Below are 23602 nucleotides of genomic sequence, written 5' to 3'. Positions count from 1 at the left end.
TAGGCTGAAGGGATTCATCGTCCAACCTTGTCGATAGCAGATCTACTTCCATGACCTCCGACCGCCCTTTTCTTCGTCGCTTCGAGGATTTGAAGCGTTACATCGATTGGCACAGCGAAGACGACCAATGCTCTGCCGAACTAGTCGCGCGGCTGACGCCTCACTTCGAGGCGATTGTCACCGATTTCTATGACGAAATCCGTCGCCATGCGACTGCGTTCCGGGTGATTACCGGCGGCCAGCGGCAGATCGCGCGGCTGAAGAATAGTTTAACGGTCTGGCTGCACGATGCTTTAGAGGCCCAGTACGACGCCGATTTCTTGGAGAAACGTCGCCGCATTGGTCGGCGCCACGTAGAGATTGGGTTGGATCAAATCTACGTGAACGCCGCTTTCGCGCGGATTCGTGGGCGGCTGCATGAAATACTGACCGCTCAAGAAGATCTGTCGGAAGATCGGCGAAATGTGCTGAAGCAGTCACTCGATAAGCGACTCGATCTCGATTTGGCGATCATGGCCGACGCCTACCATATTGAATATCAGGTTCGCCAGGTACCAGTGGATCATGCCCGCCTGAAGCAGCAAAAGTTGCTGGCCGTGCTCAGTGGCGATGCTCTGGCTGGGGCCGCGTTGGAGACGTTATACGATCAAGCGGTCGCCTACTTGATGGAGACCTTCGCAGGGGATTTCGCCGAATATTTGGAATATCGCCCTGCGGACCAAACTTTCTGCTTACGTTCCGCCGCTGGCTGGCCGCTGCCTGAAGAAGATGAGCCTGTCGATCGTTGTTCGCAGGATGCCTACTTTCGCTTTATCACTTCGATGCGCGATTGTGTGGGGATTGAAGATCACGATTTAAATACCGAGCTCTCGCCCCCGATCCGTTACCGTGAGCACCGTATTGTCAGTAGTTTGCAAGTTGCCGTCCGTAGCGAGGACGACGTTTACGGCATTTTGGCGGTCCATTTTCAAAAGAGAAGACAATTCCGAGCTTCCGACTACGACTTTATGGTCTCGATGGCCAACTTGATCGCCAACGCGGTGCATCGCAAAGGAATCGAAAGCCAGCGACAGCAGAGCGAGCATCAAGTTCGTCGCTTGATCGACCGCCTGCCTGCTGGTGCCGTTTATGTTGCGGGGCACCATCTACAGGTGAACCAGGCCGTGGAAGTAATGACGGGACACGACCGAGAGCAACTGGCAACGATCGATGATTGGAACCGTCTGCTGGTCGAGAGTAGCGACTACTCGAGTGCTCAGCCAGATGCCTCTGCGGAGGGGACCATTCATCAGTCCGAAGTTCGCATTGTGCGCCCCGATGGCGAGCAGAGGATTATTGCCCAGCTTAAATTCAAATCGGCGGTCGACGAAATCTGGCTGCTTTACGACATTACCGAACAGGAAGAACAGCGAAGAAAACAGCTTCAAGCGGAACGGCTAGCAGCCATCGGGCAGATGATCACCGGCTTGGCGCACGAGAGCCGTAACGCCCTGCAGCGGATTCAGGCTTGTACCGAAATGCTGGAACTCGAGTTTCAGCCGGAATCTGCAGAAATGAAGCTGATTGGACGCTTGCAACAAGCCCAAGACGACCTGCAACAGTTGTTTGATGAAGTGCGTAACTATGCTGCTCCTATCATCTTAGAGACACGGCCGACCGATCTTGTCCAAGTTTGTCGGCAGGCCTGGGAGCAAACGATGCCGCTCCGGCGCGGGCGTGATACTGACCTACAATTGCAGTGGGAACAGGAAGTTCTGATCCAAGCAGACCAGTTTCGTTTGGTTCAGGTATTTCGGAATCTGTTCGAGAACGCCCTTGCTGCTTGTGCCGATCCCGCGATCATTCGGGCTGAAGTTTCGCTTGCTGATGAATCCCTCGTGCGGATCACCGTGTCTGATAACGGGCCTGGCTTCGACGAAACCATCGCCAAGCGGATGCTCGAGCCTTTTTTCACAACCAAGACCAAAGGTTCTGGCTTAGGCATGGCAATTGCATCTAGGATCGTCGAGTCCCACGGAGGACAAATTGTGCCGATCAGCCAACCGGGAAGAGGGGGGAAATTCCTGCTCTCGTTTCCCGTCGCAGCAGACGCCCGTTAGAGGTTTGCGATGAGAGTCGTTGTCGCCGACGATGAACCCGATATGCAGGATTACTTTGGGAAAATCCTTTCTCACCTGGGCCACCAGGTTGTAGGGGTCTGCGCCAACGGTAAAGAACTGCTGGAATATTGTCGCAGAGAGGCACCCGATCTTGTCATTACCGACCTGAAAATGCCAGAAATGAACGGCGACGATGCATTGCGAGAAATTTGGACCGCGAATGCGATTCCCGCGATCTTGATCTCTGCTTACCAATGCCCCGATTGGATCCTTCAAGGGGACTCGCTGCCGCCGGTTCGCTATCTGAACAAGCCGATTAATCGAGCCAAATTGCAGTCGACCTTGGAGTCGTTTTCGGACTGCGAATTAGGTAAAACAGTTCCGATGAAGAAATCGGAAAACTAACTGATATCAGGCATCTATGAAGGCACAACCGGAACGCATCGATCTGCTGTTGGTCGATGACGACGAATACTTGTTGGAAGACGTGCGCAGCTATTTCGTCAAGCAGAAGTTTCGCGTGCAGACGGCAACCAACGCGACCGATGCGCTGGCCCTGGTCGAAAAGCATGCGTTTCACGTTGCGGTCTTCGATATGCAATTGCCCGATCTGAGCGGCTTAGATCTCGTTCGCCGATTTCAAGAGGCGGACGCTGATTGCCAGGTGGTGATTCTCACGGGGGAAGGCTCGATCGAAACGGCGGTCGAAGCGATGAAGCTTGGAACGACCGATTATCTGACCAAGCCGGTGCGTCTGAAAGAACTAGAAGCCGTGATCTTGCGGGCAGCCGAAACATACGCCCTGCGAAAGCAAAACCAGCAGCTAAAAGGCTTAATTCAGCAGCAATCGCACGGCAATAATGAAATGGTCGGGCAATCGGAACCGATGCAAAGCGTGTTTCGCTTGATTCAACGCGTTGGCCCGACCGATAAAGCGGTTCTCATCCAAGGTGAAAGTGGCACCGGCAAAGAGCTGGTCGCGGCGGCTATCCATCGTAGCAGTCCGCTGGCCGATTTTCCCTTGGTAACGGTCAACTGCGCGGCCCTGCCGGAACAGCTTTTAGAAAGCGAAATGTTTGGCCACGAGAAGGGAGCGTTCACCGGAGCAACCGCCGCGAAACCAGGGCTTTTCGAGGTCGCCGACGGGGGCACTTTGTTCATTGATGAGATCGGTGAACTCGCGTTACCGCTGCAAGCAAAGCTGTTGCGCGTGCTGGAAGATGGCTCTTTTCGGCGGGTTGGTTCCATTCAGGAACGCCGCGCCGACGTTCGCTTGATTGCTGCCACTAATCGCGATTTGGCTGCGGCGGCTCACGCCGGCCAGATTCGCGAAGACCTTTATTATCGCTTGAACGTCATCACGATTACCTTGCCTCCCCTGCGGCTGCGTCAGGGAGATTTGGCGTTGCTCGTGGCTCGCTTTGCTGGGCCAGAATGGACGCTAGAGCCCGGGCTGATCGAGGCCCTTTCGCGCTACGATTGGCCCGGCAACGTCCGGCAACTTCGCAATGCGGTGGAACGCGCCAAAATCTTAGCGGATGGCCAACAACTGGAACTGGCAAACTTCCCTGAGGAAGTCGCCCTGGCCGAGGAACACGCCACGGGTTCCGCCGAACTACCTGCCGACCTGGGACAACTCACGCGGCAACACATCGAGCAAGTTTATCAGGCCCATGCTGGCAATAAGACAAAAGCCGCCCAGGCGCTGGGAGTCAGCCGACGAACGCTGTACCGGCTGTTAGAGAAGTACGATATCGCCCATCTGTGATGCGCGCCTTTTCGCACGGTACCGTGCGGTTCTGTCACATTTTTGCGCAACCCTTCGTGGCACAAAGAAACTTATTCGAAAATTTCTACCCAAAATTCGCTTCGGTTTACCGTATCTGTTGCTGGTATGCGGGAAAGACCTGGAAGCGGTCTCTGCAAAAGACTACGTTTTGCCGAGGTATTTAGCATGGTGGCGATATCACGCGTCGCCCAACTTGAAGGTGCGACATTTTTGACAGCATGCATCTTCAAGTTCGGCACAATGGTTGCCAATAAGGGATTGCGTAGTCACCGCGATCAACTTTCTAGGGAACGTTCCGACGAGAACTCACAATGAGTGTGATTGGTAAAGAGCAGGACATGCCTGCGGATAATTCAGGTTCAATTAATTCCGGGCATCTGGAAACCTTTTCTTACGATGACAAGATCACCCGTCAGTTTTTGACGGCGACGGTCATCTGGGGAATGGTCGCCTTTTTGGTCGGCTTATTTGTCGCTGCCGAGTTGGTCATTCCCAACCTTTCGTTAGGACTCGAATTTCTAACTTTCGGTCGGCTGCGGCCGCTGCATACCAACGCAGCGATCTTTGCCTTCGCGGGGAACTCGATCTTCGCGGCGATTTACTACTCGACCCAGCGGCTGCTGAAAACTCGGATGTGGTCCGATACGCTCAGCCAGCTTCACTTCTGGGGGTGGCAGCTGATCATCGTGTTTGCTGCGGTGACCCTTCCCTTGGGGATCACGCAAAGTCGCGAATACGCCGAACTGGAATGGCCAATCGATATCTTGATCGCTTTGGTTTGGGCTGGTTTCTTCGGCGTTAACTTCTTCATGACGTTGGTGGTTCGCCGCGAACGCCATATTTATGTCGCGATCTGGTTTTACATTGCCACCATTATCACGGTTGCAATTCTGCACATCTTCAACAACTTGGTCTTTCCGACCGGGATTTTCAAAAGCTATTCCATCTACGCGGGCGTGCAAGACGCGTTCATGCAGTGGTGGTACGGGCACAACGCGGTGGCCTTCTTCCTGACAACGCCGTTCCTCGGTTTGATGTACTACTTCCTGCCGAAAGCCGCTAATCGCCCGATTTTCTCGTACAAGTTAAGTATTCTCCACTTCTGGTCGCTGGTGTTTATTTACATCTGGGCCGGTCCGCACCATTTGCATTACACGGCCTTGCCGGAATGGGCGTCGTCGTTAGGGATGATCTTTTCGATCATGCTGTGGATGCCGTCATGGGGCGGTATGATCAACGGTCTGCTGACGCTGCGTGGTGCGTGGCGAAAAGTGACCGAAGACCCAGTGCTGAAGTTCTTTGTGGTGGGCATTACCTTCTACGGTATGTCGACCTTTGAAGGGCCGATGCTCTCGGTCAAAGCGGTCAACTCCCTCTCGCACTATACCGACTGGACGATTGCTCACGTCCATAGTGGAGCGTTAGGTTGGAACGGCTTCATGACGTTCGGCATGATCTATTGGCTGTTGCCCCGAGTTTTCCAGACCCAGTTGTACAGCAAGAAACTTGCCGAATGGCACTTCTGGCTCGGCTTGATTGGGATTCTGTTGTACATCATTCCGATTTACGGCGTCGGTGTTTATCAAGGGCTGCTCTGGTTCGCGATGAACGACCAGGGACAGTTGATGTACCCCAACTTTATCCAAACGACGGAAAACCTTGCTCCGTTCTACATCATCCGCGTGCTTGGTGGCCTGTGCTACTTTGCCGGTGGCATGATGCTTTCGATCAACGTGTGGAAGACCTGGGCGGCTCGCCCGGCGGTGTACGAAGTGCCCGAATACCAAGCCGCTCCACTCAGCAAGAATTACGTCGAGCACCCGCTCGAAGAGTCGAAGCTTGCTCAGGTGCTGGGTATCGCCAAGATGTTGGATGTCTTTACCCGCTTGGGCTGGCATCGTAACTGGGAAGGTCGACCGCTGTACTTCAGCGTGTGGGTTGCGATTGCGGTGATCGTGGCTTCGCTGTTCGAGATCATCCCGACGTTCATGATTCGCTCGAACGTGCCGACGATTGCTTCGGTGCAACCGTACACCCCGCTGGAAATTGCAGGCCGCGATATTTATGTGGCCGAAGGGTGCTACAACTGCCACTCGCAAATGATCCGCCCAATTTTGGCCGAAACGATTCGCTACGGCGAATACTCGAAGGCAGGCGAGTTCGTGTACGACCACCCGTTCCAATGGGGATCACGCCGAATTGGTCCTGACTTGGCTCGTGAAGGGGGACGTCAATCGAGTGCTTGGCACGTGTTCCACTTCCGGGACCCAGGCGAGTTTATCCCTGGTTCGATTATGCCTGCTTATCCGCACTTCGAGCAGCAAGATCTGAATCTCAGCACGCTGCCTGAACGTGTTAAAGCTGCCTATTATCTGGGTGCTCCGTACTCAGACGAAGAGCTCGAAAACTCGATCGAAATCGCCCAGGCCCAGGCCAAGCAGATTGCAAAAGATATTGCCGATCAAAACGGCCCTGAAGGGCTCGAAAATAAGAAGGTCGTCGCGCTGATTGCCTACATTCAGCGACTTGGCGTCGACCTATTCAAGTCACCACCTCCGTCCGCCGAGGACGAAGAACCCACTGCGGCCAACTCGGACGAGGTGGCCCGCACGGCAGAAGAAGGAGAAGCGAAGTGATCCGTGACCTTCTGAACCACGCTACATATGGTTGGATTGCAACGGCAGCATTGGTTTTGTTCTTCGCTACGTTTGTGGCGGTGACCATCAAAACCATGCTGACAAGCAAGAAGACAATCGATTCCCAAGCTGATATTCCCCTTTCTGATGGCGAACGGAGCCACCACCAATGAGCAGCAATACGCAGCAAGATCCAATCAAGGAAGATGGCCACATCCCTGACGATCCGTTGACCGATCACTCGTACGACGGCATTCGCGAATTCGACAATCCGATGCCAGGTTGGTGGAAGGCATTGTTTTGGGGTTCGATTGTTTGGTCGGCCGTTTACTGGTTGTACTACGAAAACGGCCTGACGCCCGACCGTTCGGTAATCGCCGCTTACGATCGCGCGTTGGCCGCCAACATGGAAAAACAGTTTTCCGAGATCGGCGAATTGAAACCTGACCGGGCGACGATTCTCAAGTTCACGAAAGAGCCTAAGTGGCTTGCTTTCGGCAAGTCGGTTTTTCAAACGAACTGCGTCTCGTGCCATGGAAATAATGCCGAGGGAAAAATTGGCCCTAACCTAACCGACGACAAATGGAAGAATGTTAGTAAGGTCGAAGACATTCCTAAAATCATCGCCAATGGTGCCGGTGGTAACGCGATGCCGGCTTGGAAAGACAAGCTGAACGAGAATGAGATCGTGCTGCTGGCTTCGTACTTGTTGTCGGTGCATGGAACGGTTCCGCCAGGATCGGGCTTGGCCCCCATTAAAGGTGAAACCAAAGTCATTTCCGACTTAGATGAATCGGCGGACGCACCCGCCGGCGAAGAGCCTCAGCCAGGCGCGGAGCCTGGTAAGGACGAGACGACAAAAACCGACGCTGCGCCTCAGAGTGGCGAAGCGTCCAAGTAAATCGGACCAGTTTCATGAGCGACCCGCTGTTAGTCCCAGATGAGCATGTGCTTTCGACGTTAGAATCGGACGGTTCGCGTCGTTGGCTGTTTCCCCGCTTGTCGGCCGGCTTCTACTGGAAGGCCCGACGGATCGTCGGATACGCGTTAATCGCGCTGTTCGTCGCATTGCCTCATCTGCGGATTAACGGGAAGCCCAGCATTCTGCTGGATATCACGCAGCGTGAGTTCACGATTTTTGGAACCACGTTCCTGCCGACCGACACCTTGCTGTTAGCGTTGTTGATGCTCAGTGTTTTTCTGACCATCATTCTGCTAACCGCTTTGTTCGGACGGGTGTGGTGTGGTTGGGCTTGCCCGCAGACCGTTTATCTGGAATTCGTCTATCGTCCGATCGAGCGTTTCTTTATGGGAACCACCGGTCGAGGAGGCGTGCCGAGCAAGAAGCTACCGCAGATTCGCAGAGTGGCCATGTATGCGGTGTACTTGCTGTTGTCGATGGCTTTGGCCCATACCTTTTTGGCGTACTTCGTCGGGGTGGAACGGCTTCAGGTGTGGGTGACACAGTCCCCCTTCGAGCACCCGGCACCGTTCTTTGTGATGGCCCTGACGACCGGCTTGATGATGTTCGACTTTGTCTTCTTCCGCGAACAGCTTTGTTTGATCGCGTGCCCTTATGGACGCTTTCAATCGGTGCTGTTGGATCGTAACTCACTAATTGTGGCTTACGATCATGTCCGGGGCGAACCACGTGGCAAGCTGAAGCACGAACTGCCGATCGTCAACAACGAGCAGGGCGATTGCATCGATTGTCATTTGTGCGTCCGAACGTGTCCCACGGGAATCGATATCCGCGATGGGCTGCAGATGGAATGTGTCCACTGCACCCAATGTATCGATGCTTGTGACGAGATTATGACGCGAATCAACAAGCCAACCGGTTTGATTCGCTATTCGAGCCAAGACGCGATCGAAGGGGGCAAGCAGAAATTCCTGCGGGCCCGCGTGATCATTTATCCGGTGCTGCTGGCGATTGTCGTTTCGGTATTGGTCTTCAACTTAGCGAACAAGAAGTCGTTCGATACGACCTTGATTCGTGGCAACGGACTTCCCTTCTCGGTCAATCAGCAAGGGCTCGTTGATAACACCTTCCAAGTGAAGATCGTTAACCGGTTGGAAAAGAACGATACTTTCAAGTTCGCCATCGAGCCTGAGTTTCTCAATCTTAAAGTTCCAGATGACGTCACGTTGTCTCCGAAAGAAACGCAGTCGATCCCGGTGACCGTTACGGCAGAGAAAGCTGACTTCGAGGTCGGAAAAATTCACGCCAAGCTCACCATAACCAGTACAGATAATCAACAGACTCGGGTAATCAAATGTCAACTGTTCGGCCCTTAGATGTGTCCCAGACGCAGCCTGATAAAAGTGACAAAGAAGTACTTTCCGGAATTTTTTGGGGAGGAATGATCATCGGGCTGCTGGTGATGCAAATCTTCATGAGTGTGGGTGCGGCGATCTTCGCCGTTAATTCCGGCTCGAATGACGTGGTGCCGGACTATTACCAAAAAGCGATTCATTTCGACGAACTGAAGACTAGCGAGTCGATTTCGGTAACAAAGGAGTAAGTTGGCCATGGAGGCTATCTCGATCGCCCTGGTGGTACTCACCGCGAGTCTTGTGGGAAGCGGCCATTGCGTTGGCATGTGCGGTCCCTTCGCGCTGATTGCTGGACGATCGGAGTCCTCGTCTTGGCTGGCCGGTGCTTGGCAATTGGCCAGCTACCACGTGGGCCGCTTGATTACTTATTTGTTGTTGGGGCTTGTTGCCGGCTGGACCGGATCGTTGGTCGATCTAGGAGGCAGCATGCTCGGTTGGCAACGATTGGCGGCTTGGGTGACAGGCTTGGCCATGATCGCCTACGGGGTGTTCGCGTTGCTTCGCTTGTCGCGCGTCGGCTCGGTTCATTTCCCGCTATCCCCAGGTCTGGGAAATTTGGTCCAAAAAGGCTATCGCTGGAGCAGCAAGCTCAGCGGTGCGCGCCGCGCCTTGATGATTGGGGGCATCACCGCTTGGCTGCCGTGCGGTTGGTTGTATGCGTTTGTCTTGATTGCGTTGGGGACGTCGAATCCGCTGCTCGGTCCCGGGGTGATGCTGGTGTTCTGGATCGGCACACTCCCCTTGTTGTCGGTGTTTGTGTTGGGCATCCATCGCCTTTCGGAAAGTTGGAAGCGTTGGATCCCGACCGCAACGGCGGTGTTGTTGATTGTGAGTGGTTGTTTCACGATCACCGTGCGGGCGTCGGCCATGTTCGATGATCTGGCAGCCGACCTGACCGGAAAAGGATCGACCATCGAAGCGGTAAACGCGGCCAGCGAAGCAACGCTGCCTTGTTGTCATCCTGGGAACACGTGTGATTGATCATGGCTACCGCGCCGTCAGCAATCGAACCTCCCCCTGCCCAGGCCGAGTGTACGCACTGTGGATTGCCTGTTCCCGTAGAGTTGTTTGCCCCGCATCAGCAGGCACAATTTTGTTGCCATGGTTGCGAAACGGCTTATCTGATTCTGCAAGAAGATCAAGAACTACTCGAATCGCTCCAAGCCCGTCGCGAGGCCAGCGCGGCGGCACGGAGAGAACTGCAAAACTATACCTATCTCGATCACCCCACGTTCACCGCAGAGAATTGCCAAGACTTGGGAAACGGGGTCGTGCGGACAAGTTTTCTGTTGGAAGGAGTCCTTTGTGCGAGTTGCGTGTTTGCGGTGGAAAAGCTCCCTCGTTTTTTACCAGGGGTAATCCATTCGCAAATGAACTTGACCTCGTCGCAAGCAACCATTGAGTGGCGGCCCGACGAAATCAAGCTTTCTGATATCGCGCGTACTCTAGACCGACTTGGTTATCCGCCACATCCAGTAACCGAAGACGGGCAAGAGCGGCTGGAACGGCAAGAGTCGCATCGTCAATTGATTCGCCTGGCCGTGGCGGGGGCCTGTGCTGGCAATACGATGCTTATCGCCGTCACGCTTTACCTTGGTTTCTTCAGCGGGATGAGTAGTGAGTTTCTCCACTTGTTCCGCTGGACCAGCGCCGGTATTGCGGTGGTTTGCCTGGTTTGGCCTGGGTCGGTTTTCTTTCGTGGCGCCTGGCAAGCGTTTCGTTCTGGCACGCCACACATGGATTTGCCGGTCGCCCTAGGACTAGCCGCTGGGGCGGTGATGGGGTTGGTAAACACCATCTTAGGTCGCGGCGAAATTTATTTCGATTCGTTAACAGTGTTGATTTTTCTGTTGTTGGTGGGGCGTTATTTGCAATACGCACAGCAACGACGGGCCCTTCATAAGATTTCGCTACTGAGAACTTTACTGCCTCGATCCGTTTTTCGATTAACTGCGAAAGATCCGCAGGCCGAAGACGAATCGATTCCTCTAGAAGCAGTTCGGCCAGGTGACTGGATTCGTCTTCGGGCTGGGGACGTGGTTCCCTCGGATGGGACGATCGTTGACGGTTCGTCCCTGGTCGATCAATCGATGCTAACCGGCGAGTCGCGTGGTGTGCCGGTAGCAGTTGGCGACCGCGTGTTGAGCGGCGCCACAAACATGACCGGCGCTTTGGTGATCGAAGCTCAATCGATTGGCAGCGAAACGCGGCTGAGCAAGATCTTTGAACTGGTGGAAGATGGCCTTCGCAGTAAGACGCCGATCGTCCAGTTCGCCAATTGGATCGGTGGATACTTTGTGATTGCGGTGCTACTGTTGGCGGCGATCACGGTCGCCATTTGGGCTTCCACCGGCTGGGAACTGGCCATCAACCACGCGATGGCCTTGTTGATTGTCGCTTGTCCTTGCGCACTAGGATTGGCGACCCCCTTCACCGTGGCGATCGCCCAAGGGCGCGCGGCCTCGCGGGGGATTCTCATTAAGTCGGGCGACGTGTTTGAACGACTGGCCCACCCCGGGATTATTTGGCTCGATAAGACGGGCACGTTGACTCAAGGGAGAATGCAGGTCGTCTCGCTCTCGGGGGAGGAAAGCGTGATGCCTCTGGTCGCCCTGCTGGAACGGAGCGTCGTTCATCCGATTGCGGAAGCGATTGGAAGAAAATATACCGCTCCGGCCGATGTCTGCGTGGCCGATTTCGAGTCAATCCCGGGGGTCGGCCTGCGTGGGGTTATCGAGGGTGTGTCGTGGCAGATTGGCTCTGAAAAGATGCTGGCCAACAATGCGATCGATATTTCCGACCCACTTTGGCGGCAGCTTAACGCCTATCAATCCGAGGGCTACTCGACCGTTGTGGTTGTCCGCGAGGATGTGGTCGTCACCGTCTGTGCCTTGGGAGATCAGATTCGGACCGATTCCAAACCTACCGTTGAATGTTTGCAAGCGATGGGCTGGCAAGTTGGCATGCTCTCAGGCGATCATCAACGCGTCGCCGACAGTGTGGGGCGAGCCATTGGAATTGCCCCGGAACTGACGATGGGGGATCTTTCACCGGAAGACAAACTTAGCGTTATTCAGCAATCGGCTGCCGAAAAAACAACCGTGATGGTTGGTGACGGCGTGAACGATAGCATCGCTCTGGCGACCGCTTCGGTTGGGATTGCCGTGGATGGCGGGGCGGAAGTCAGCCTCAAAGCAGCCAACGTCTACTTGACGACCCACGGTATCAGCCCGATCTTAGAAGTGATCACCGGATCGAAGCAAACGTTGCGGACGATTCACTGCAACTTCGCTGTTTCGTTGTCGTATAACGGGGCTGCCGTGCTGTTGTGTATGCTCGGTTTGATCAATCCTATTGTGGCGGCTGTTTTGATGCCGATTAGCTCGCTGACGGTATTGGCCATTTCAGCATCCAATGGCGCATTTACACGCAACAAAACGACAGCACCGAACAAACCTTTAACCGAACCGGCCCTCTCATGAGCGTTATTTATATCGCCCTTCCGATCGCTCTTTTTTTGGCTGGCATGGCGGTGGCAGCGTTTGTGTGGTGTACCAAGCAGGGGCAGTTCGACGACCTGGAAACCCCTGCCGTCCGCATCTTGCAGGAAGACCGGGCGATAAGAAAGAAGGATTCTTAACGGCTAAGCTCGGGAATTCGCCTCGCAAGTGGGTTAGAATGACGCTGGCCACAAGGGCCTGACTTGTCATGCGGACTCTTCGATCGAGGTGCCAGGGATGCCGACCACTTCCGCTCTTCCATTTGCTTCTACCAAAGTCGTTGGTTGCCTCCACATCTTGCTGGTGGTTGCTGTTTGCCTGCTCCCTAGCACAGCTTTGGGCCAGTTTGCGAAGCGGATGCTGCCTCGCCCTGGCAAGCCCGGCATCAACATCAATGTTACCCAGACCAAGGTCGTGCGGGTAGTAAACGACCAGAACCAACCTATCGCCGAGGCTGAGGTGCGTGTGGGTTGGTGGGAAGATGCCGAGGGAGATAAGCTGCTGCAGGCAATCTTCAATCCGCCCATAACCAACGAGCAAGGGGAAGTCTTAATCGCGGTTCCCCAAGGGGCTGTCCGCGTGGAGATCTCGGCGACGGCTCCAGGCTACGTGGCGACGGGCACGCTATATTCTCTGTCTGGGGAACCGAAAATCGTGCTTCACCCAGGACAGATTATTTATGTGAAAGTGGTTGATGCAGACAACAAACCGATTGAGAAAGCGATTCCCCTACTCGAACGTTCGCGCGTCTGGCCCCACGAGTTCCAGCCCGTGGAAGGCAGGCCTGGCGTTTTTGTTTCACCGGTAGTCGATCCCGAGCGGCGTTGGATGCGGGTAGTCGACGCCAATGGCGATGGTCCGGCCCGTTTCAGTGAAATGATTGATGTTCGAAATCCGAAGAACTTCGACGAACAAGGGAATATTTTGGCGGTGTTACAGCCAGGAATTCGCCTGGAAGGTCGGCTTGACGCATCGGTCCCCCGCCCTGTTACTGGCGGCTGTGTCGAGCTTTGTATCTTGGAGGGGGAAGACCATCGCATTGAAGCAAACAACTGGACCTGGCAAGACACGACTATCGTTCGAGCAGACGGAACGTTTACGTTTGAATCGCTGCCGCGCGGCGGGCATGGGCAACTGGTCGCTCTGGTCGACGGCTATCAGTCCAAACGCCCAACCGCTGCTAGTTTGTCGACCTATCTGTTGGAGAATAACGCCGGAGAGCCGGAATTAGTTACGAAGCTTGTCGAGCGAAACGATGCCTTCTGGCCGCAGCTCTTTCCTTTGCCAGCCGAGCAAGACAAGGTTGAAGTTGAACTGCCTTGTATGCCCACAGCAACCGCGCGGATCAAAGTGGTGAATGCGCTCGGCCAGCCGATGCCAGGGGCGACGGTGAATCTGAATCCAAACGGCTGCTTTCTAGGGGGCGAAATGTTCATCCCTGGGATGCAAAGCTTTACCGAGGCGGACCGGCTGGACAAGAACACGCAGCAGAAATCGGCCATCCGTGCTTGGGCGGCCGAGACTTTTCTTAACGTGAAGACCAACGACGAGGGCATTGCCATGGTGCGCTGCTTGGCTGGTGACGCGCGGCACTCGTTTGTGGTAGCAGCGGATGGATACCAATTGCCTGTCTACCCACCATCAAGAAAAGACTTCCCGTCCCGTTCTGCTACTCTAGAAGTGAAACCAGGGGAAACGACCTTGCGAACTGTCACCTTGGAACGCCTGCGTGCCAGTGCTCCGCGCGAACTGTCGGTGCTTGATAGCGAAGGCCAACCTCTGGTGGGAATTACCGTGGTAGCAACCGACGTCGCCCTCGGCGGCGCGGAGGAAGATTGGAACCTTTGGTCGGTGGCGCGTTTGGGAGAAGTGATTGAAGCAACTTCCGATGAAGGAGGTCGCATTCAGATAACAACTCCTTTGGAACTGGAGGGGCAACGGATTGCAAAGTTGCGTTTGTTTCTGAAAGGCAACGTCGGTCGAGACGCCTCGGTGTTCGGGCAACGTCTCGAAGTTCCTGTTACGGACGACGGGCGTGTGATCGTGCTGACCGTATCCGCAGAACCACCTCGCAGCGAGCATGCATTGCGACAAGTCTTGGCACGCTATGTTCGGCCTGAGGAAGCCTTTCATCGGTCGCCGCAAGAGCTATTAGCTCAACTGATCAAGGAGCCGTCGGTGGTTGTTTTGAAACAGCTTCTGGCCGCCTCGAACTTTAGCGAGGCCATTCCCCTAGAGCTGGAACCTCGCTCGAGTTCACTGAACTTGAACGATCCTTCTCCGCTTGCGGTGGTCGAGACCGAGCAAGGCAAACGCGTTGTCGTGCTGTGCCGCGTGCAGTCAGCCGATGCCCCGGTGGACGCTTCCCGGCCGATCGGCCAAATGCCGGAAGCGGCGTTTGTGTTTGATGCCGCAGATGCTTCCTTCCAAGGAATGGTCGGCGGAAAGACTTCCCCAACGGGGCATCCATGCAATCTGAGCTTAACCGACTTGGGGCCAAGTGGGGATTACTTTTTTCAAGTGACCTGGTCGGAAGAGAACGGCTCGTTTCAACAGATTCAGCAGTGGATCCTCGTCGGCCAACTCGACGCTCCTGCCCTGACGGTCTACTCGCACCCGCGCGATCCGGCATGGAGTGCTGATTCGCATCAAGTAAAGACGCTTTCCGCTGAGTTCGGTTACTTGGAGTACAATGGAATCGCTCGAAAGCTTCCTCGGGAGGTCCCTGGTTGGATTGATAGCGGCGTGAAGTTGCCCCGCAAGATCTTCTGGGACGGCACGCGTAACAAGTTCATTGGGCTAGTGAGCATGTGGGTCGAGTCCGAGCCTGCTTACGAAGTTGACGTGGAACGCTCTTCCGCCTTCGAGCCGCTGCAGGTTTCTCCCAGCGACCTCGTGGCAGGCGGTGGCCGCCGCAGCTTCCAGAACTGGCATGCCTGGGATGTTGCTGTACCGCCCGGTAAGCCCGCACAACTGCAACTGCTGTTGGTGAAGCAGAGCGAGGATGGAGAAGTACAGGTCGTGAAGAAGTTTTCCGATTGGCCTCTTGCCAGTGGGATTCACTTTCTGCAGTTGCAGGTTCAAAACGGTGAGGAGTCGTCCACGCTTGTCGTGCAGCCGTTTGCTGTGGAAGGCGCCATCAAACAGCAGTTCACCGCCCCGCCAATTTTGTTTTCTACGCCCAGCTCAGTACCAGAGTCAGCAGTCTTTCGCGCAGGCACTAAGCAACTAGATCTACTTCGTCGCCCTACTAAGGACGAGGGCGTTTCACTTGTCTGGCGTTTGATTCAGTCGTAGGAACTGTTTGCAATTTGCCCTTTTTTGGGGCCATTCTGCTCTAGTGTGATTGATGGGTGCCGCATGCCCCTATTTAGTTGCGTGCCTATTTCAGAAGAGGGTTTGCAACTCGATAAGTGGTAATTCTTCGCCCAAGGAATTTTACGTGTCTGTGTGTAAATTGACAATTTGTCAAAATTCGGCGTTACGATAGTGGATAATCACAAAGACAATCGTTGTTGATTGATAAAGAATCGAAGAACCCTAGATGACAAATTCTCGCTATTGAGCGTTAAGAGTCTCTACATCATGCCCCAGCATCGTGCCCAACACGACTGCACGAATTTGTATTATTCCATTCTCGCATGATTCTTTTGGAGTATCAGGCCATGTTATTTGGTTCCTCGAACACCACGCGGCGAAATGCTTTTACGTTGGTGGAACTGTTGGTGGTGATTGCCATCATCGGTGTATTGATTGCGTTATTGTTGCCGGCAGTGCAGCAAGCCCGTGAAGCGGCTCGACGAATGTCTTGCAGCAACAACATGAAGCAGATGGGGCTGGCCCTGCACAACTATCACGACACCTATCGAACGTTTCCGCCGATTGCCATTGGCGAGTGGCCAGGGAGCAGCGGGTGGGTTCGCTACGCCTCGTGGATGACGCGAATCTTACCGTTTATCGAACAAAAAGCGGCTTACGATATGGTGAACGTTTCAGACAGCACCTACGACAACACCGACGCGGGCTATGCGGCTCCGGCGCGTGGTTGGAAAGCGATGGCTACGGCCCGCGTTGAAGGCTACTGGTGTCCTTCCAGCCCCTTGAAGAAAACCTCCAGCTATCCAACCTCTTCGGCTACCCAAAGTCTTGGTGCCCCGGCGACGATTGATATTCAAATCCCAGACTACGCTGCCAATGGCGGATCGGTTTACAAAGGTGGAACCGCATCGACGTTAAGCGATAAACAGGCATGGGGTTGGGGCGGTTACGTGGCTGACAATGGAGGCATGGGGATCGTCTTTCGCAAAGATGTTGGCCCAGCATTTCCTGGCCAGCCAACGAACTTTGCTTCGCTAACAGATGGTTCGAGCAATACAATCATGGTTGGCGAGCAGTCTAACTATCTCAACAAAGACCATGACGCTCGCGCTGGGTATGTCAACGGCGGGTTTTGGTCCGGCGGAACAGGGACCGACAGCAATGCGTTAAGCAATTACACTGCAACGCTCTATCCGATCAATGCCGTGAATGTCGCTTGGATGGGGATGGCCCCTGACTGGGGACTCGATACGTATGTGTTTAATAACACCGCGTTTCGTTCGGCTCATCCAGGCGGAGCTCAGTTTACGCTGGGCGACGGTTCGACACGCTTTATTGCCGAAACGATCAACTTCCCCACGTACACGGCTTTAATGGATCGCGCCGATGGCGTGCCGGTGGGTGATTTCTAAAGAGCGGGAAGCCAGTTCGTTTGCTAGGTGAATAGCGTAAAGATTGATCCGGCGAACCGACTTAAATCCCGAATCAGAAAAATAAGCGACCTTCGCTTCTCGCCAGGTCGCCCCCCAGCAAACTTGAAATCAGATACTTCGAAAACGGATCGTTATGATGAGTAGAAATTATGCCTGGACACCAGCAGGCATTTGCTTCGCAGTGCTGCTGACCTGCCAAGGCTGTTTTAGCAGCAGCAGCGTACCCTTGGCTGACGTGGCCGGGGTGGTCACGAAAGATGGCAAGCCTGTAGCTGACGCTACTGTGGTGTTTAGCCCAACCGAAGGTCGCCCATCGAGTGGGACAACCGACGAACAAGGCGTGTTCCATCTTCAGTTCACCGCAGAACACGAAGGAGCTGTTTTGGGGACGCATAATGTTACCATTAGTCTCCCAGGCGGCGGTCCTCCGAGCGGACCGGTTTCTTCCTCGAAACGCCCACCTCGGCCTCAAGGTTCTGGGATCCAAGAGATTCATTGGCCAGAACCGGTCACGGTCGAGAAGTCTGGCAACGACTTCAAATTCGAACTTTAATAAAGTCCGCGAAAAAGCATTTCAAAAACCAGTTATCTGGCCATCGCGCTTCGCCAGATAACGGTGCTTTCGGATCAAGTGCTGGGTGATGGCGCGAGACGGGCAGCTGGCCTTGCCTGTCTCGCGCCATCTTTTTTTGCGCCCAGCGTTTTTATCTCACATGAAGTTATTCTTCGTAAGAGCTGGTGTTTGGCTGACGATCACTGATCGCCGCCAACGTTTCTTCCCAAGGCTCTTCCTGGCTTGAGTGGTTGGCCGATTGATCAAGGAAGTTATCCTCGTTCAATATCGCGTCGATCAAGCGTGGATCGAACCGGTCGCCAGGCCCGAAGCCTTCGATCGGGAAGTCAACGGCAGCGAGTGTTTCGACAGCCAAGTCGCGTGAGCGGGAAACGTCGTTAAACACAGAACGCTCTGGTGCGGGGGTAAACACCACCGACGTCAAGCCAGGAGCAGCAGCGAAATGGTTTACTTCCGCCAGGCCGACGTTTATCGGTTGATAGGGAGTCTGCTCTAGGGGCTTGTTAAGTGAAAGTGGTTCCGCTTCGAGCGAGAGTGTAGATGTGGTTGCCGAGGGAAGAGGTTCACTGAGGCCTGGCATCAGGATATCTCGGTTGGCCGATTTCTTGGTGCCAAAGCATTGGACGAACAGTGCAAAATCGCTTAGCGAGACACGCCCGTCTCGGTCGTAGTCGAAGCGGTACGCATCGGGATTGGCAGCATTTGCCTTCTTGCCGAACGCAATCACAAAATCGGCAAAGTCGGCCAATCCGACGAGGCCATCTTCTGTGTGGTCGTAGATCACTGGGCCCAGGTTAGCCGCGATTTCAGGTTCGATGTTGAGAATCTTGCCGTTCACAATCGTCGCAGCATCCAAAGCGAAACCGACGTCGGTAGTGAGCGAGGCATACTCTCCAGGCAGGTCAGCAGACAAGCCCCGCCGATCCGTTGAATCGGGCTGGAACAGCAACGTGCCGAGAAGTACGCGATCGCCGACCTGGTACGTGGAAAGATCGACACCTGATAACGTTAGCGTGGTGGAACGAGCATCGCCATCGGTGCTGTTTTCCAGCGTGGCCGAGGTTCCTAAGTGGCTAGAGATCTCTGGATCGATGAAGTAAGTCGTTGAGGAAGTCAAGTGAATCACGACATCAACCGGTGGCTCGGAAGCGACCTCTTCAACATCGAGCCACACATGCCCCGCAATTTTTTGCCATTCATGGAAGAACGGGGTGGCCGTGTTATCGACCTCGTTGAGTGAAGGCAGCAAACCATTGCGAACCAACGTTACCGTGACCAAGCTGGAGCTTGTATTTTCCGCGACAAACACTTCAACCGTCGCCGTCGCTTCTTCACCGTTGCCATCGGAAATGGTGTACGTAAAGCTATCGTTACCTGTCACCAGGGCATCGGGGGTGTAGGTGATTGTGCCGTCGGCATTGATTTGCACGGAACCTTGCCCTGGTTCGCTGGTCGCCGAAACGGTGAGCGTGTCGCCATCGATGTCCGAATCGTTGGCCAGAACATGGATGATTACCGGCGTATTTTGTTTGGTCTCGGCGGAATCGTTTACCGCAACGGGGGCATCGTTGGTCGGGCCGACGGTAACCACCACGGTAGCTGTGCGAGTCTTGCCGCTGCCGTCGTCGATGGTGTAGGTGAAACTATCGGAGCCGTGGAAGTCGGCAACTGGGGTATAGAGAATCTTTTCCGTGCTTGTAACCTCGACGGTGCCATGCGTGGGCGTTGAGACTGCAGTAATGCTTAGCGGGTCGTCTTCGACATCGCTATCGTTAAGCAGAACATCAATTTCAACGGCCGTGTCTTCGTCGGTCGAAGCTTCATCGTCCACAGGCGACGGCGGGTCGTTCACCGGGGCGACATGAATGACAATGGTAGCCGTATTGGTGCCACCATGGCCATCGCTAACTTCGTAAGTGAGAGTTTCGGTTCCATAGAAGTTGAGATCCGGCAGATAGATCCAGCCAGCCGACCGTTCCTCGGTGCGGCCATGAACGGGAGAGCTTACGTTAAGTACGATCAACTCATCGCCGTCGATGTCGATGTCATTATCGACCAGATGCAGCAGGTAACCATGGTCTTCGAGGAATTCAAAGGTATCGTCGACAGCCACGGGCGGATCATTCGTGGGGGTAACGGTTACCGTGATCGATGAGGTCGCCGTTGCTCCGTTGCCATCGCTGACGGTGTACGAAAAGGTATCGTTGCCGTTGTAGTTTGCGTTGGGTGTATAGGTGATCGTTCCGTCGGCGTTGACCTGGGTGGTGCCGTTGGGGGCTTCGCCGACCGAGATTACCGATAAGGTATCGCCATCAATGTCTTGGTCATTGTCCAAGACGGCAATGGTGATCGGGGTATCTTCGTCGGTCCAGACGATATCGACGACAGGGCTGGGGGGATCGTTGACTGGAGTGATCGTGATTTCGATAGTCGCCCATTCGCTCACACCGTTGCCATCGGAAACTCGATACGCAATTCTTTCGGTACCATTAAAATCTTTCTGCGGCGTAAACGTGATCGTACCATTTCCGTTGTCGATCACGGTGCCATGCGGAGGCGTGCTGATTTGGTCGATTGAAAGTGGATCGCCATCAAGCTCGATATCGTTGGCCAGCAGGTTAATCGTTACTGGCGTGTCTTCATCAGTGGTGGCGGAATCGTTCACGGCAATTGGGGCATCGTCGACCGGCTTAACGGTGATGGTCACCGTGGCCGTGCTGGACCCGCCCGCTCCATCTTCCACCGTATAGGTAAAGCTATCGCTGCCAAAATAATCCTTGTTGGGGATATAAGAGATCTGACCATCTTCCTGCGAGATCAATGTCCCATGCTGAGGAATGGTCGAGTCGACAACTTTTAATAGCGGCCCGTCGACATCCCAATCGTTGTCCAGAATATTATAGTTAAGAATTTTTTGGTCTTCGTCGACTTCGAGCACATCGTCTGTTAGGACCGGAGGATCATTCACGGCAGCTACATTCACCGTGACGCTGGCCGAGCGCGTTATGCCGTTGCCATCCGAGACATCGTAATAGAAGATATCAGAGCCAAAGTAGTTTTCCGCCGGGGTGTACGTTACGGTTTGGTCTGCATTTAGAATTGCGGTGCCATTCCGCGGATTGGTGACAAACGTGACTTGTAAGGTATCTCCATCCAAGTCGCTATCGTTGGCTAAAATATCGATCACAACCGACGTGTCTTCGTTGGTCGCAGCGATGTCGTTAACTGCCTCGGGGGCATCGTTCGCACCGGTTACGGTCAGGCTAACCGTCGCTGTGTCAAAGCCACCTTGCCCATCGCTAATGGTGTACGTGAAACTATCTTCGCCTTGGAAGTTTGAATTGGGCGTGTAGGTGAAAGAACCATCTGCTTCGAGAACAACGGTTCCGTGCGCGGCTTGGGTGGTTAAGCTTGCGGTAAGAGGATCGCCATCAGGGTCGTAATCGTTGGCTAGAAGTGGATCAGCCGTGCTGCCCGACCCTATATGGGTACGAAAACGTAAGTCGTAGTCGTTTTGGGCGGGGGTAAGGCGAATGTTTCCATCTACATAGAGCGAGCCGGCGGCATAGTTGTCGCCGTTTAATAGATCGGAGTTGGTGGCGTAGAAGAATAGGGTGGCAGACGAGTTGGCTACCGTGCCGATGGTGAACGTTTCCCCTGCGCTTAACTCGAAGTTGCCCGCAGAGACATTGATGGTGATCCAATTGTTGATATCGGACTCTTGAATGATGTACTGCGTTTGAAAAGATTTCACTCCGGTTCGCCAAGGAGCACCACGCGTCACGAAGAAGTCGAGCACCGCTCCGGCTTCGGTGTTTTGTCCCACGAAGAGATCGACCGAGCTAAGCTGACCTGCTTGACCGGCGACGACTTGTTGTTGTAGGTTCAGATATTTCGCATTAAACACATGCATCCCGTCCTCGCGATCGTTTACTTGATCGAGTGAACCGGAAGCAACAGCTGAGACCGTCAGCGGAGTATCTTCTTTCAAGGTGTAGCTATCGTCCTGGGCAACCGGTGGCGTACGGACGAGGCCGATTTGAATGGTCACAGTTGCAACATCGGTGAAGCCGGTTCCATCGTTGACCGTATAGGTGAAGCTGTCTTGTCCTTCATAATCGGGGTCAGGCAAATAGGTCACGGTGCCGTCGGCGTTGATGGTCACCGTGCCATGGGTGCCTTGGGTGACACTCTCGACTTGAAGTTGATCGCCATCTTGATCGCTGTCGTTCGCCAAAACCGGTATCACGACCGTTTGATTGGTTTGGGTGGCGGCAGAATCATCCACCGCGATCGGAGCAACATCTTCTCGTTCGAAGGCACCGATATCGACGGCCAAGCCTTGTGGACGGGCGACACCTCGTTGATCTGTCGCTGGGGCAAGACTCGTGTTGCCAGAGTCGATCGCCAAGCTATCGATCAGCAGTGCGTGCGTGAATGTAGGGCCTCCATGATCGCCTAAGGGACCGAGTCTGGGATCGAGCGGGTTTTCTGCGGTGCCCGTTAAATCGCCCGTCCCGATAAACCCTGAGGCGCCGGTTACATCGCCAACGAGATTATAGCCGAGGCTCAAAGCCGCCCCGACCACATCACGCCCACGGGCCGGGCCAGAATTATTGGCGACAATCGTATTGGCAAACGTAATCGCAGCGCCTGAACCGTTCGTGTAAATCGCGGTGCCTGTGTTTTTGACGAAAGTGCTGGAAGTAATTGAGAACTTGTCTTGGGTTGCGCTCCGGCTGAGGTTATTAATTATGGCGCCACCGAAGACTGCCTCGTTGGCAGAAAACGTCGAATTGGTGATCGACATTTTGCTGTAGGGACCATCTTGCGCCTCTATAGCGCCACCTTGGCCAGAGCTGCCGATGGCGCGTTTGGAAGTATTATGATCGAACGTGGAACCATGGATGGTAGTCGGTACGGCAACGCTCAGCGCACCGCCGCCAAAACGAGCATCGTTCCCGGTAAACGTTGTATCGAAGACCTCAAGCGTTACCCCGTCGGCCACACCGGTTAGATTGCCTGCCGAGTAAATCGCGCCACCGGAATTGCTGGCGTAGTTGCCTTCAAATCGGCTCTCACGGATTTCCAATTTACCCGTCGAGCTAATCGCGCCACCCAGCCCATAGTACGAACTGCCTTCGTTGACCGGTGCCTGGTTATCCAAAAAATGGGTGTCGGTAATCAGCACATTGTTGTAGAACTCAATGCGCATTGCCCCACCGATTTGCTCGGAGTAGGTCGAGCCTATCGCGCGGCCTCCGGTAAGGGTCATCCCGTGGAATTCAATAGATAACGCCGCTTTTTTGGGCATATCAAAGATGCGTTCACCCAAGCCCCGATCGCCTGCGGCATCGATGATCGTCTCTCCGGAACCTGCCCCGAAAATGGTTAGCCCATCGGTAATATCAAGATCGCCGTTTACCGCCGTATCGTCTGCAGCGCCAGAACGGGTTAACGTGTACGTGCCAGCTGGTAAGGTAATCGTATCGTTGCCCGACAAGGCATTCGCTTCCATGATCGCCGCACGTAAGCTGGTGTTCCCCTGGGCGTCGGCGGCGATGCCATCTCCCGGGGTGATGTCGACCGTATCGAGGGTCGTGTTCACCACAAAGTGGGCCGCCAGCATCGACCGGTTTTCTAATTGGTCGAAACGCAAAACGCGATCTGAGCGACGTTGACGAGCAGAACGTGTGCGGCGGGACTTTTTCGGTTGTCGAGACATGATTTGCGCAATCGGAGGAAGAGGGATTCGCTGGCCAAGCAGGAGTGAAGCGTTGTGACCTTGATCAAGGGAACGCGTGTTCCAGCAAAGCTGTTCAGGCATTCCCTTTTTGCCCAAAGAAAGAGCTCGCTGAAACTCGCATAAGTAAAGTTGATTGCGTATGCTATGTCAAGTTAATATATGCGCACAAA

Annotated in this window: 15 protein-coding genes; 14 read left to right on the top strand and 1 reads right to left on the bottom strand. The window is 54.5% G+C overall.

All coding sequences use genetic code 11. From position 1 onward, the window contains the following. Positions 1-50: 50 nt before the first annotated feature. From DTL42_RS13755 to DTL42_RS13695, 14 genes are all read left to right on the top strand, one after another. On the top strand, positions 51-2099 hold the full coding sequence (locus DTL42_RS13755) for a protoglobin domain-containing protein (RefSeq protein WP_114369310.1): 2049 nt from the start codon (positions 51-53) through the stop codon (positions 2097-2099). A 9-nt stretch (positions 2100-2108) separates the two neighbouring features. After that, positions 2109-2504 carry a response regulator gene (locus DTL42_RS13750; RefSeq protein ID WP_114369309.1) on the top strand — a complete coding sequence of 132 codons (396 nt, stop codon included), beginning with the start codon at positions 2109-2111 and terminating at the stop codon, positions 2502-2504. Positions 2505-2520: 16 nt separating this feature from the next. Continuing rightward, positions 2521-3867, top strand: coding sequence for a sigma-54-dependent transcriptional regulator (locus DTL42_RS13745; protein WP_114369308.1), 1347 nt, complete (start codon positions 2521-2523; stop codon positions 3865-3867). A gap of 332 nt (positions 3868-4199) precedes the next feature. Beyond that, positions 4200-6524, top strand: a complete 2325-nt coding sequence (gene ccoN / locus DTL42_RS13740) for a cytochrome-c oxidase, cbb3-type subunit I (protein WP_114369307.1) — start codon at positions 4200-4202, stop codon at positions 6522-6524. Then, a complete protein-coding gene (locus tag DTL42_RS26315) occupies positions 6521-6697 on the top strand; it encodes a hypothetical protein (RefSeq protein ID WP_158545373.1) in 177 nt (58 codons plus the stop codon). The genes ccoN and DTL42_RS26315 overlap by 4 nt, the downstream gene beginning before the upstream one ends. Beyond that, positions 6694-7425, top strand: coding sequence for a cbb3-type cytochrome c oxidase N-terminal domain-containing protein (locus tag DTL42_RS13735; protein ID WP_114369306.1), 732 nt, complete (start codon positions 6694-6696; stop codon positions 7423-7425). The genes DTL42_RS26315 and DTL42_RS13735 overlap by 4 nt, the downstream gene beginning before the upstream one ends. 14 nt (positions 7426-7439) lie before the next feature. Beyond that, positions 7440-8822 (top strand): cytochrome c oxidase accessory protein CcoG, encoded by a 1383-nt coding sequence (gene ccoG / locus DTL42_RS13730; RefSeq protein ID WP_114369305.1) that lies wholly within the window; start codon positions 7440-7442, stop codon positions 8820-8822. Then, positions 8801-9049, top strand: coding sequence for a FixH family protein (locus tag DTL42_RS13725; protein WP_114369304.1), 249 nt, complete (start codon positions 8801-8803; stop codon positions 9047-9049). The genes ccoG and DTL42_RS13725 overlap by 22 nt, the downstream gene beginning before the upstream one ends. A 7-nt stretch (positions 9050-9056) precedes the next feature. Next, positions 9057-9842 (top strand): sulfite exporter TauE/SafE family protein, encoded by a 786-nt coding sequence (locus DTL42_RS13720; protein WP_114369303.1) that lies wholly within the window; start codon positions 9057-9059, stop codon positions 9840-9842. Between the two features lie 2 nt (positions 9843-9844). Continuing rightward, a complete protein-coding gene (locus DTL42_RS13715; protein WP_114369302.1) occupies positions 9845-12343 on the top strand; it encodes a heavy metal translocating P-type ATPase in 2499 nt (832 codons plus the stop codon). Beyond that, positions 12340-12501, top strand: coding sequence for a cbb3-type cytochrome oxidase assembly protein CcoS (ccoS, locus tag DTL42_RS13710; RefSeq protein ID WP_114369301.1), 162 nt, complete (start codon positions 12340-12342; stop codon positions 12499-12501). The genes DTL42_RS13715 and ccoS overlap by 4 nt, the downstream gene beginning before the upstream one ends. Positions 12502-12598: 97 nt before the next feature. Then, positions 12599-15658 (top strand): hypothetical protein, encoded by a 3060-nt coding sequence (locus tag DTL42_RS13705; protein ID WP_114369300.1) that lies wholly within the window; start codon positions 12599-12601, stop codon positions 15656-15658. Between the two features lie 368 nt (positions 15659-16026). Then, positions 16027-17091 carry a DUF1559 domain-containing protein gene (locus DTL42_RS13700; RefSeq protein ID WP_114369322.1) on the top strand — a complete coding sequence of 355 codons (1065 nt, stop codon included), beginning with the start codon at positions 16027-16029 and terminating at the stop codon, positions 17089-17091. A 154-nt stretch (positions 17092-17245) separates the two neighbouring features. Next, complete coding sequence (locus DTL42_RS13695) at positions 17246-17665, top strand: Ig-like domain-containing protein (protein WP_114369299.1); 420 nt, start codon at positions 17246-17248, stop codon at positions 17663-17665. A 166-nt stretch (positions 17666-17831) separates the two neighbouring features. Here DTL42_RS13695 and DTL42_RS13690 read toward each other — a convergent pair whose 3' ends face one another. Further along, positions 17832-23411 (bottom strand): Ig-like domain-containing protein, encoded by a 5580-nt coding sequence (locus tag DTL42_RS13690; protein ID WP_158545372.1) that lies wholly within the window; start codon positions 23409-23411, stop codon positions 17832-17834. Positions 23412-23602 lie beyond the last annotated feature (191 nt).

The sequence above is a fragment of the Bremerella cremea genome (assembly GCF_003335505.1).
GTDB lineage: Bacteria > Planctomycetota > Planctomycetia > Pirellulales > Pirellulaceae > Bremerella > Bremerella cremea_A.
Note: the sequence above shows the minus strand (reverse complement) of the source record. Positions and strands in the feature narration are given on the sequence as shown.

Coding starts and splice junctions, on each gene's coding strand:
- DTL42_RS13755 (WP_114369310.1), top strand. CDS start 51: ATGACCTCCGACCGCCCTTTTCTTCGTCGCTTCGAGGATTTGAAGCGT.
- ccoN (WP_114369307.1), top strand. CDS start 4,200: ATGAGTGTGATTGGTAAAGAGCAGGACATGCCTGCGGATAATTCAGGT.
- DTL42_RS13690 (WP_158545372.1), bottom strand. CDS start 23,411: ATGTCTCGACAACCGAAAAAGTCCCGCCGCACACGTTCTGCTCGTCAA.
- DTL42_RS13745 (WP_114369308.1), top strand. CDS start 2,521: ATGAAGGCACAACCGGAACGCATCGATCTGCTGTTGGTCGATGACGAC.
- ccoG (WP_114369305.1), top strand. CDS start 7,440: ATGAGCGACCCGCTGTTAGTCCCAGATGAGCATGTGCTTTCGACGTTA.
- DTL42_RS13725 (WP_114369304.1), top strand. CDS start 8,801: ATGTCAACTGTTCGGCCCTTAGATGTGTCCCAGACGCAGCCTGATAAA.
- DTL42_RS13705 (WP_114369300.1), top strand. CDS start 12,599: ATGCCGACCACTTCCGCTCTTCCATTTGCTTCTACCAAAGTCGTTGGT.
- DTL42_RS13695 (WP_114369299.1), top strand. CDS start 17,246: ATGATGAGTAGAAATTATGCCTGGACACCAGCAGGCATTTGCTTCGCA.
- DTL42_RS13720 (WP_114369303.1), top strand. CDS start 9,057: ATGGAGGCTATCTCGATCGCCCTGGTGGTACTCACCGCGAGTCTTGTG.
- ccoS (WP_114369301.1), top strand. CDS start 12,340: ATGAGCGTTATTTATATCGCCCTTCCGATCGCTCTTTTTTTGGCTGGC.
- DTL42_RS13700 (WP_114369322.1), top strand. CDS start 16,027: ATGTTATTTGGTTCCTCGAACACCACGCGGCGAAATGCTTTTACGTTG.
- DTL42_RS13750 (WP_114369309.1), top strand. CDS start 2,109: ATGAGAGTCGTTGTCGCCGACGATGAACCCGATATGCAGGATTACTTT.
- DTL42_RS13735 (WP_114369306.1), top strand. CDS start 6,694: ATGAGCAGCAATACGCAGCAAGATCCAATCAAGGAAGATGGCCACATC.
- DTL42_RS13715 (WP_114369302.1), top strand. CDS start 9,845: ATGGCTACCGCGCCGTCAGCAATCGAACCTCCCCCTGCCCAGGCCGAG.